Below are 10,770 nucleotides of genomic sequence, written 5' to 3'. Positions count from 1 at the left end.
CCCACCGGCAGGGGCCAGGCCCGCTGGACCATGCGCTGGAAGACCGCGCTGAACGCCTTCGACATCACCTTCGACGGCCGACTCTCAGCAGCCCGTCAGTAACCAACAACCCCAGTTACACCGCTCGTTTGACAGACCCGGGCCCGCTCGAACCTGGGGAGCGTGGCCTGTTGCAGGTCTCAGGCCGCGGTTGGGGGGTTTGCCGTTCCGGCGGTGCGGCGGTGTTCGGCGTTGACGCGCTGGGCTTCTTCGAGCTGGTCTTCGAGGATGATGATGCGGCAGGCGGCCTCGATGGGGTCCCGTGGTCGACGAGTTCCCGATCGCGGGCCGCGATGCACAGCTGGTAGCGGGAGTAGCGGCGGTGTCCGCCCTCGGAGCGGAGCGGGGTGATCAGGCGGGCTTCGCCGATGGCGCGGAGGAAGCTCTGGGTGGTGTCGATCGTCTCGGCGGCCCGGCCCATGGTGTAGGCGGGGTAGTCGTCGTCGAGACGGCCGTAGGAGTCGTCTGTCTTCGCACCTCTCTGTGGAACGCGTGGAGGGGCCCTGGCGCCGTCTGGCACCAGGGCCCCGAAGGAACTGCTACACCATCTGCCGGCCCTGGTTACTGCGCCGGCTTTCTGTTTCCGCAGACCCGACCGAGATGCTGTCGGGGGTGCGGGGATCGCGGTTGCTTGACCGGAGACCACCTCACTATCGATGTCCTGCGGTACCCGGGCTCAAGACTTCCGCCCGGGCGATCCTGATGGCGCCTGGCTCCTCCGTTTCTTCCCTCTGGGATCTATCACTTACCTACTGCTGGTACTTCTCTCCTGCGTACTGCTGGTGATGCGAACTGCTCCGTGGCCCGTTGTAGCGCCACTCTTCGGCAGCCAGCCCCGTCGCCCGTCCTGCGTCTGCTCTGGCTTAGCACCCCACTGCCGAAGTTCCCGGTGCGCGCGTCCGCAGCCGACGCCTTCACCGAGGTGTTGCTCTCTGACTTCACTGCTGGGTACTGCGAACTGCACTTACCGAACTGCGGCACTGCTCACGGCGGCCCCTGATCACTGTGGGCCACCCGGTCCGGTCGTCAGTCCCGTCGCCGTCATGCGACAACCCTGGCTTCGGAACTCCACCACCGAACCGTCCTGCGCACTGCAACTGCGGGTACTACTGGCCGGCAGTTCGACTCTGCCAGGCCCCGTTGATCTCGGCTACGAGAGAAACCATAACCACACCACCACCCAATGTCTACTCTGGCCGACACAGATTTCCGCGTGTTCGACGGTGAGGTAATCGGCCTCGAGCGATGATGGAGGACGGGCGCAAGCCGGGTTAACGGGCCGCAGGCCGGGGCACAAGCCCCGGGCAGAAGGACCGGGCATTGACGATCCAGAGACCAGGGGGGACCTAATGGACACGATGAGCGTCAACGTCGCGACCCTCCGCTCCGCCACATCCATCGCCGGCGCACGCGAGAGCGCCCGGGACTTCCTCGGCGGGCTCGTACCGGCGATCGCGGCCGAGACCGCCGACACGGTGATCCTGGTCGTCTCGGAGCTCGTCACCAACGCCCTGCGTCACGGCGGCGGCACTTACACCCTGACCCTGACCGCGCACCCGGACAGCATCGAGGCGGCCGTGCACGACCGCAGCCCGCACGCGCCGCGCATGCGCACCCCCGACCTGAACGACGGCACCGGAGGATTCGGCTGGCCCATGGTCAACCGCCTCGCCCGCGCCACCGCCGTGACCCGCCAGGCGGCCGGCGGCAAGACCGTAACCGCCGTCCTCGCCCGGTAGCGCCAAGGCGCCGACGCAGTGCGTGGGCGACATCGGCCAGCGATCACCCGTAGAGCGAGCGGGCTCCCGGGCTATTGCCCTGGAAGCGCTGGCCCGCGGCGATCTCCTCGCCGACCACCGACCAGACTGTCTCGTCGTCGCGGAAGGGGAGCGGGTCAATGCTGCTCGTCTCCTGACAGATACGCTCGACCTCGCGCTCCAAGCGCTCGAAGTCGGCTTCCTCATCGCCGTCGTCGCCGCTGAAGGTGAACTCCTCAAGCAGGCGCTGGAACCGGAGGGTGACCTGGACGAGGGAGGAGACGTCCGTGTGGAGTTCCTGCACGGTCTCCTCGTCAGCGTCGAAGGCGTGCATCTTGCCGGAACCGGGGTCGAGGGCGAGGTGGGCGTTGAGCAGCCAGCCGATGACGGGCCATTCGCCCGCGTCCTCCGAGGCGTCCTCGAAGACCTCGGCGTCGACGACGTCCTGGACGAGGGGCAGCCAACCGGAGTCCTCGTCGGGCTCACGCAGCCAGAGCGTCCCGGTGGGGACGCCGACGGTCTGCAGGAGGCGGGCGCCCCCGGTGTCCGCGGTGGAGGGCGGGAAGGCCGTGGTGGGCAGGGTCGCGAGCCGGTCCTCGCCGAAGATGTCGGCGAGTTCGCTGCGGGTGACGTCGAAAAGCACTGCCGGAACTCCGAACTCGGCGGCGGCACGGGCCCCGTGGGACTCTTAGTGGACGGAAGCGGTCATAACAACAGCACCCGCTTCTCTTCAAAATGTACGTCAGCGGGCGTCGCGCCTGCCCGCCGCCCGACCGGCTGCGGACGGGAAGGGCGATGCCAGATCTCCGAACCCACCGCCTGCGTCATTGATGCCCAGAGCGTCAAGACCGCTACCAGCGTGCCCACCGACACCCAGGGCACCGACGCCGGCAAGAAGATCGGTCGGCCGCAAACGCAGCATCGTCGTCGATACCCTCGGCCTGTCACTGCTGGTCATGGTGGCTGTCGCCAGCGTCTCGGACAACGAGGCCGGTCTCCAGCTCCTTACCCGCGTCGCCGCCGACCACCCCACCATCAGCAAGGCATGGGTCGACACCGGCTACAAGAAGAAGGCGATCGAGCACGGCGCCTTGCTCGGCATCGACGTCGACGTCGTCCCGCGAAACGAGCAAGTCAAAGGCTTCTCCGTGATCCCGCGGCGCTGGGTCGTGGAGCGAAGCTTCGGATGGATCATGATGCACCGTCGCTTCGCCCGCGATTACGAGACCAAACCGGCGCACTCCGAGAGCATGATCCGCCTTGCGATGATCTCCAACCTCGCGAAACGAGCAACCGGTGAAACGCCTATAACTTGGCACAACCCATGAACTATCGCATCTTCAGCCGGAACGCCCTCTCAGAGGAAACTGAGAACTTCGCGTGCCAGGCTGACCGCCTGACCACCGCTTCATGCTCGATCCGCTGGAGGAGCCACCGATGAGCTTGATCAACGGCCTGCCCGCGCACGTTCTGCTCGTGCACTTCGTCGTCGTGCTCGTTCCCCTGACGGCGCTGGCATTGGTGGTCTGCGCCGTCCGGCCGAAGGCGGCGCAACGGCTCGGCGTGGTGCTGCCACTGCTCGCCCTGGTCACGCTCGCGCTCGTGCCCCTCACCACCAATGCCGGGGAGTGGCTGGAGCGGCACGTAGACAGCGACGCCCTGGTACGCCGGCACACCGAACTCGGTGACGGTCTGCTCCCCTGGGCCGGCGGCCTCTTCGTCCTGGCGGCCCTCGTCTGGTGGATGGCACGCCGGGCCACCGCGTCGGGATCCGGCACGCCCGGCAGCGTCCGCGGGTCCACCACTCCGGTGCGCGTCGCGGCCGCGGTCCTGTCGATCTTCGTGGCCGCGGGGGCCGTCGTGGACGTCTACCGCATCGGCGACTCCGGGGCGAAGGCCGCGTGGCACGACGCCTTCTCCAAGACCTCGTCGGGCGGCGGCGACGCGGACGAGGGCTGACCGACCGGCTCAGCCATGGGCTGGGCCATGCGCCGAGCGGGCGTGGGGTGGGCGCTCCGGGAAGAGCCGCCTTTGCGCGCGCATGACGACGTGCCCGAGGCCGGAGAGCGCGCAGGCGATCGCGAGGTCGACGGGCGGCAGCGGTTCGGTGCCCAACAGGGCGCGCAGGGGCGGCAGATAGACGCCGGCCGCCTGGAGGGCCAGGGCCGTTCCCACGGCGACCAGCAGGAAGGGGTTGGTGAGGCTGCCCGGGCGGGCGCGGGAGCCCAGTGCGACGCCGAGTTGGGTGGCGCCGAGGACCAGGAACATCATGGACTGCCAGGGGCGGCCGGTATCTCGCGCCCACACCCCGGCGGCCAGGGTGACGCAGGCGACGAAGGCGCCCATGATCAGGATGCGGGGCCACAGCCCGGCGCCGAGGACGCTCTCCTCGGGCGGGCGCGGCGGGTGGCGCATCACGTCCGGGGCCACGGGTTCGGCTCCCAGCGCCACACCGGGGAGGCCGTGGGTGAGCAGGTTGATCCACAGGATCTGGGCGGGGAGCAGGGGCAGCGGCATGCCGAGGAACGGGCCGAGGAGCATGACCAGGATCTCCGCCGTCCCTCCGGCGAGCGCGTAGAGCAGGAACCGGCGCACATTGGCATAGACGCGGCGGCCTTCCTCGACGGCGGCGACGACGGTGGCCAGGTTGTCGTCGGCGAGCACGAGGTCGGCCGCCTGGCGGGCCACCTCGGTGCCGCGCCGTCCCATGGCCACGCCGATGTCCGCCCGGCGCAGGGCGGGGCCGTCGTTGACGCCGTCGCCGGTCATCGCCACGACATGGCCCGCCGCTCGCCACGCCTGGACGATGTCCAGCTTCTGGTCGGGCGTGGTCCGGGCGTAGACGCGCAGGGCGGTCAGCTCGCCCGCGGTGCCCGTGCGGATGCGTGTCCCCGTGGTGACCTTGTCCTGCCGGGCGGCGATGCCCGAACGGGCCGCCACGGCACGTGCGGTGAGGGGGTGGTCGCCCGTGATGAGGACGGGGGTGATGCCGGCCCGTTCGCAGGCGGCGATGGTCGTACGGGAGGTGTCGCGGGGCGGATCGAGGATGCCGACGAGGCCGAGCAGTGACAGGCCCGACTCCCAGGTGCCGTGGCTCGCGGGTGGCGCCTCGTCGTGGTCGGCGGAGGCGACGGCGAGGACCCGGTAGCCGCCGCGGGCCAGTTCCTCGGCCCGGGCGGCGGCCCGGGAAAGCGTGTCCGGTGGGTCGGCGAGGACCGGGGGCCGGAGCATGACCTCGGGCGCTCCCTTGCAGACGACCCGCAGCCCGCCGCCGCCCCGGCGGTGCACGGTCGTCATGCGCTTGCGCGCGCTGTCGAAAGGGATCTCGTCGAACCGTGGCAGCCGGCGTTCCAGGGCCGCGCGATCCAGGCCAAGCCTGGCCCCGGCGGTGAGCAGGGCGGCCTCAGTGGGGTCGCCCATCGGGCGCCACCGTGTCTCGCCGTCCGACGAAGGTTCCAGCGCGGCGTCGTTGCACAGCATCGCGGCGCTCAGCAGCGCGGCCAGGTCGGGGGCATCGCTCGCCGTCACGGTGTGGCCGTCGCGGGCCACGCGTCCCTCGGGGCCGTAGCCGATACCGCTGACGGTGGCCGCGCCCCGGGGCGTCCACAGCTTTTCGGCGGCCATCCGGCCCTCGGTCAGCGTGCCGGTCTTGTCGGTGGCGAGCACTGTGACCGAGCCCAGCGTCTCCACCGCGGGAAGTCGGCGGACGATGGCGTGTCGATCGGCCATCCGCCGTGCCCCCAAGGCCAGGGCGAGGGTGACCACGGCGGGCAGGGACTCGGGCACGGCCGCGACGGCGAGGCTGATCGCGGCCACGACCATCAGCTCGACCGGCTGCCCGCGGCCCAGCCCCAGGGCGAGCACCACCGCGCACAGCGCGACGATGACGGCCGCCAGCACCCGGCCGAACCGGGCCAGCCGTCGCTGCAGCGGGGTCAGGCCCGGCGCGGTTCCCATCAGCGCGGCGATCCGGCCGAGTGCGCTGTCCGGCCCGGTTCCGGTGACCTGTACGCGTCCGCGTCCGCGGACGACCACCGTGCCGGCCGACACCGTGCCGAGCGCCGCGTCCGAGCCGACGGTCTTCTCCACCGGAACGGACTCCCCCGTCAGCGCCGACTCGTCGACCAGGAGCAGCGCGGCATCGAGGACGTCCCCGTCCGCGGGCACGATGTCCCCCTCGCCGAGCAGGACCAGGTCTCCCGGCACCACATCGGCGGCGGGTACGGAGGACTCGGCGCCGTCGCGTACCACCCGGGCGGTGGGGGCGCTCAGTGCCGTCAGGGCGGCCACGGCCCGTTCCGCCCGGACCTCCTGGGCGACACCGGCCACGGTGTTCACCGTGATGACGAGCAGGATCACCGCGGTGTCGGGGAGGTCCTTGGTGGCGAGGGTCAGCGCGGCGGCCACGAGCAGCACCACGATCAGCGGGTCGCGCAGTTGCTGCGCCACGCGGCGCCATACGGGCGTGGGTCTCTCCTGGGCGACGGCGTTGGGCCCGTACTCCCCCAGCCGCCGCGCCGCCTCCTCCCGCGACAGCCCTGCCGTCACCCGGGTCCGTTCCTCCCGGTCAGCCGTACCGCCGTGACCTTGTACTCGGGGCAGGAGGTGACCGTGTCGGCGTGGTCGGAGGTGAGGCGGTTCACGCCGCTGGCGGGGAAGTGGAAGGCACAGAAGACCTGGCCAGGGGCGGTTTCGACACCAATCCGGGTGAGCAGGCGGGCATTTCCGTGTCTGCTCGTCACCGTGACAGGCGCGCCGTCGAGCAGGCCGTAGCGGGCGGCGTCGTCCGGGTGGACATCGAGGTGGTCGGTGGGGTCGATGGTGAGGTTGCCTCCGCGACGGGTCATGGAGCCGGAGTTGTAGTGCGCCCAGCGCCGCCCGGTGACCAGGATCAGGGGGTACTGGTCGTCGGGCTGCTCCCCCGGCGGCAGATACGGAGCGGCCGCCAGGTGTGCCCGCCCGTCGGGGGTGGCGAATCGCTCCCGGTACAGTGTGGCCTCGCCCGGCCGTCCCGGGTCCGGGCAGGGCCAGGGGACGGCGCCCTCCCGGTCCAACCGCTGATGGGACAACCCGGCGAACAGCGGGGTGAGCCGGGCGCATTCGGCCAGCGCGGCCGCCGGGGTCGGGCAGCCCAGATCGGTGTCCATGGCGGAGGCGACGGCCTGGACGATCTCGAAGTCGGAGCGGGCCAGACCCGGTGGGGCCACGGCGGGGCGGACCCGCTGGAACCTGCGGTCGAAGTTGACGAAGGTGCCGTCCTTCTCCAGCCAGGAGGTGGCCGGCAGGACGACGTCCGCGTGGCGGGCGGTCTCGGACAGGAACAGCTCGTTGCACACGACCAGCGGACAGGCGTCCAGGGCCTGGGCCACCCGGTTGGCGTCGGGGTCGGTGGCACAGACGTCCTCCCCGACGACCCACAGCGCCCGCAGCCGCCCGGCCCGTGCCGCCGCGAACATCTCGGGAATCCGCAGACCGGGCCGGTCGGGCACGGGGGCGCCCCACACCTCCTCGGCCCGTGCGCGGACGGCCGGGTCGGTCACCTTGCCGTAGCCGGGCAGCACGTCGGGCAGGGCGCCCATGTCGGAGGCGCCCTGCACGTTGTTCTGGCCGCGCAGCGGGTTGACCCCGTATCCGCGGCCGGTGCCGACGGCGCCACGCAGGACGGCGAGGTTGGCCAGGGCCCGTACGCCGTCGGTGCCGTGGAGGTGTTCGGTGACGCCGAGACCGTGGACGATGGCGGGGCGTTCGGCCCGCCCGTAGAGCCGGGCGGCCGCCACCAGGTCCACGGCGGGCACGCCGGTGAGGGCCGCCACCCGGTCCGGCGGGTAGTCGGCCAGCAGCTCGGTCAGCTCCGGCAGTCCGGTGGCCCGGTCCCGCAGGAACGCGTGGTCAATGAGATCCTCGGCGAGCAGCACATGGGCGAGGCCGTGGAAAAGCGCGACGTTGGTGCCGGGCCGGGGCCGCAGATGCACATCGGCATGCGTCGCCAGCCCCACGGCCCGGGGGTCGGCGACGACGAGACGCGCCCCTTGGAGCACGCGCTGCAGCAGTCGTGCGCCGACCACCGGATGCGCCTCGACCGGGTTGGCGCCCACCACCAGCAGGCAGTCGGACCGCTCGGCCTCGTCGAAGGTGTCGGTGCCACCGGGGAGGCCAAAGGTGGCCGTGAGTCCGGCGGCGGACGGGGAGTGGCACAGCCGGGAACAGTTGTCGACACTGTTGGTGCCGATCACAACCCGCATGAACTTCTGGAGGAGGTAGTTCTCCTCGTTGGTGGCGCGGGCGGAGGAAATGGCCGCCACGGCGTCAGGGCCGCCTTCCTGGACGGCGGCGCGCAGCCCGCGGGCGATGTGGTGCAGCGCCTCGTCCCATCCAACGGGCTCCAGGCGGCCGTCGCGGCGCAGCAGGGGCCGGGTGAGCCGCTCGGGCGAGGTGCGGTAGCCGCGCGCGAAGCGGCCCTTGACGCAGGCGTGTCCCCGGTTGACCGGTCCGTCGCGGGCCGGCAGGACGGCCGCGATAGCGCCGTTCTCCGTGACCACGTCCAAGGTGCAGCCCACGCCGCAGTAGCCACAGGTCGTACGGGTTCGGGTGGCTGTCGCGGGGTCCGTGGGGCTCGCGCTGGTGAGTCCGGGCGCGGGGCCCGGCTCGAAGATCGCGCCGGTGGGGCAGGTGTCGACGCAGCCGCCGCACGCGACGCAGTCGGACTGGGCCCACGGCCCGCCGGTGCCGGGGGCGACGACGGTGTCAGCGCCCCGGCCGACCAGGGTCAGGGCGAAGGTGCCCTGCACGTCCGCGCACATGCGCACACACCGGCCGCACGCGATGCACAGGTCACGGTCGAGGTGGACGTACGGATGGGAGTCGTCGCCACCACGGTCTCCGGGGCCGGTGGCCGTCTCGGGCCCGATGCCCAGCGCCCGGCACACCCGGGCGAGTTCGGTGCGGCTGTCAGGGGTCAGGGCCCGGGGCGGCAGGGCGGAGACGATGACCTCGACCGCCTCACGGCGCATTGCCTGCAGCTCGTCGGTGGTGACTTCCACCGTGGCGCCGGGGGCCGCCGGGGTGACGCAGGACGCCACGATCCGCCCGTCGGCCCGTACCAGGCAGGTGCGGCAGGAACCGGCCGGGGCGAAGCGGTCATCGTGGCAGAGCGCGGGCAGCTCGATCCCGGCCGCGCGCGCGGCGGTGAGCAGCGAGACGCCCTCGGGTACGTCGACGGCGGCGCCGTCGAGCTGGATCGCGGTCATCGGTCCCACTCCGCCAGGGGTTCTCCGTAGGCTCGTGCGAGGCTGCGGACGGCGGGCGGGATACGCCGCCCGAAAGCACACAGGCTCGCCTCGGCCAGGACGCGCGCCAGCCTCCCGTATTCCACACCGGGCGGAGTGCCCGCGGACGCCAGTTCCAGGCCGCGGCGGGAGCCGACCCGGCACGGGGAGCAGGCCCCGCAGCTCTCGGCGGCGGCGAACTCCCAAACGTGCCGCAGGACGTCCTGCGGTGCCACGCGCCGGTCGAAGGCGACGAGACCGGCGTGGCCGAGGGCCGCGCCCCGGGCCGCCAGACCCGCCTCGCTCAGCGGCACGTCCAGCGCGTCGGCCGCGAGGAAACCGCCCAGCGGGCCACCCACCTGGAGCGCGGCGAGCTCGGCACCGTCCTTCAGCCCACCGCCCAGCTCGGTGACGATCCGCCGCACCGGTGTGCCCAGCTCGACCTCGTGGACGCCCGGCCGGGCGAACCGCTCGGACAGACACACCAGCTTGGTACCGGACTCCTCGGGTGTCCCGCGCCGGGCGTACGCCGCACCGCCCCGGGAGACGATCCACGGCACCGCCGCCAGCGTCTCGACGTTGTTCACCACCGTCGGCGCGTCCCACAACCCGCGCTGGGTCGGATACGGCGGACGAGGACGGGCACAGCCCCGGCCGCCCTCCAGACCGGCGATGAGGGCGGTCTCCTCACCGGCCACGTACGACCCCGCGCCCCGGACCACCTGGATGTCCACCGTGGTGCCGGTCCCGTGCACCCGGGGGCCGAGATGGCCAGCGGCATAAGCGTGGGTGACCGCCTCCTTCATCCGGGTCAGCGCTCGCGGGTATTCCGAGCGCACCAGCACCACGCCCCGGGCGGCTCCGCAGGCGAAACAGGCCAGGGCCAGTCCCTCCAGCACCCGGTCCGGGTCGGCTTCCATCAACAGCCGGTCGGCGTAGGAACCGGGGTCGCCCTCGTCCCCGTTGGCCACCACCACGGTGTCCGGAGCACCGCCCGCGGCGGCCCATTTGGCGGCCACGCGGTATCCCGCACCGCCACGCCCCCGCAGCCCGGATTCCGCCACCTCCCGATCGATGTCCTCGGGCCGGCGCGTGGCCACCACATCCGGCCAAACCTGCCACGGGCGCTCCCCCGACACCACGCCACCCAGCAGAACGGGGTCACCAGTGGCATCGGCCGCGGGAACCTCGGGCGCCGCCCGTGGTGGCACCCGGCCGGTGAGCTGCTCAGCCAGGTCGGGGCCGGTACGGGGCGTGTCACCGTCGAGGGCGGCGGGTCCCGCGTAGCAGTAGCCGAGGCAGCGAACAGCCTGCAGTGATGTCTCCCCGTCCGCTGTGACGCTCCCCGTGGCGACGCCCAGCCCGGCCTGCACCTCACCGGCATGGCGCCCGGCCGATGCCGCGAAGCACGCCGTCGCGGCGCACACCCGCACATGGCGGCGGCCGTGCGGGGCGGTGAGGTCCGCGTAGTACGAGGCCGGGCCGAGCGTGGCGGCGGCCGGCAGGCCGAACCGGGCACCCTCCTCGGGTGCCCAGTCCTCGGGGCCGTCCGCCGTCCGGGCGCGGGTACGGGCCAGGGATTCCAGCAGCCGGTCACCCGGACGCCCCCTCCGGGCAGCCAAGGCCCGGAAGGCGTCGAAGCGCTCTGCGGAGTAGGGGGCCGACATGGCTTCATCGTGCGACCGGTCTCCCAGCGGCGCATCCGGTGA

The 10,770-nt window shown here is 72.2% G+C and carries 6 protein-coding genes and 2 pseudogenes; 3 read left to right on the top strand and 5 right to left on the bottom strand.

What is annotated here, in order from left to right; all coding sequences use genetic code 11:
- Window positions 1-179: 179 nt before the first annotated feature.
- Window positions 180-460, bottom strand: a pseudogene (locus ACZ59A_RS31380) (MerR family transcriptional regulator).
- 928 nt (window positions 461-1,388) lie between these two features.
- Between ACZ59A_RS31380 and ACZ59A_RS31375 the strand changes: the two are divergent.
- Window positions 1,389-1,778 carry an ATP-binding protein gene (locus tag ACZ59A_RS31375; RefSeq protein ID WP_470965544.1) on the top strand — a complete coding sequence of 130 codons (390 nt, stop codon included), beginning with the start codon at window positions 1,389-1,391 and terminating at the stop codon, window positions 1,776-1,778.
- 43 nt (window positions 1,779-1,821) lie between these two features.
- Here ACZ59A_RS31375 and ACZ59A_RS31370 read toward each other — a convergent pair whose 3' ends face one another.
- Complete coding sequence (locus ACZ59A_RS31370) at window positions 1,822-2,439, bottom strand: SUKH-4 family immunity protein (RefSeq protein WP_470965541.1); 618 nt, start codon at window positions 2,437-2,439, stop codon at window positions 1,822-1,824.
- A 141-nt stretch (window positions 2,440-2,580) separates the two neighbouring features.
- Between ACZ59A_RS31370 and ACZ59A_RS31365 the strand changes: the two are divergent.
- Window positions 2,581-3,124: pseudogene (locus ACZ59A_RS31365) on the top strand (transposase); the annotation flags it as partial.
- A 109-nt stretch (window positions 3,125-3,233) separates the two neighbouring features.
- Window positions 3,234-3,755: a DUF2231 domain-containing protein gene (locus ACZ59A_RS31360; protein ID WP_470965538.1), complete on the top strand. Its 522-nt coding sequence runs from the start codon at window positions 3,234-3,236 to the stop codon at window positions 3,753-3,755.
- Window positions 3,756-3,764: 9 nt separating this feature from the next.
- Here the strand turns inward: ACZ59A_RS31360 and ACZ59A_RS31355 are convergent, their stop codons facing one another.
- The 3 genes from ACZ59A_RS31355 to ACZ59A_RS31345 are packed head-to-tail and all read right to left on the bottom strand — an operon-like array spanning window position 3,765 to window position 10,728.
- Window positions 3,765-6,344 (bottom strand): cation-translocating P-type ATPase, encoded by a 2,580-nt coding sequence (locus ACZ59A_RS31355; RefSeq protein ID WP_470965535.1) that lies wholly within the window; start codon window positions 6,342-6,344, stop codon window positions 3,765-3,767.
- A complete protein-coding gene (fdhF, locus tag ACZ59A_RS31350) occupies window positions 6,341-9,043 on the bottom strand; it encodes a formate dehydrogenase subunit alpha (RefSeq protein ID WP_470965532.1) in 2,703 nt (900 codons plus the stop codon). Before fdhF ends, ACZ59A_RS31355 begins: the two co-directional genes overlap by 4 nt.
- Window positions 9,040-10,728: an NAD(P)H-dependent oxidoreductase subunit E gene (locus tag ACZ59A_RS31345; protein ID WP_470965529.1), complete on the bottom strand. Its 1,689-nt coding sequence runs from the start codon at window positions 10,726-10,728 to the stop codon at window positions 9,040-9,042. The genes fdhF and ACZ59A_RS31345 overlap by 4 nt, the downstream gene beginning before the upstream one ends.
- Window positions 10,729-10,770 lie beyond the last annotated feature (42 nt).

This window comes from Streptomyces sp. NPDC040405 (assembly GCF_055595765.1).
This window is presented reverse-complemented; position numbering and strand designations above follow the sequence as displayed.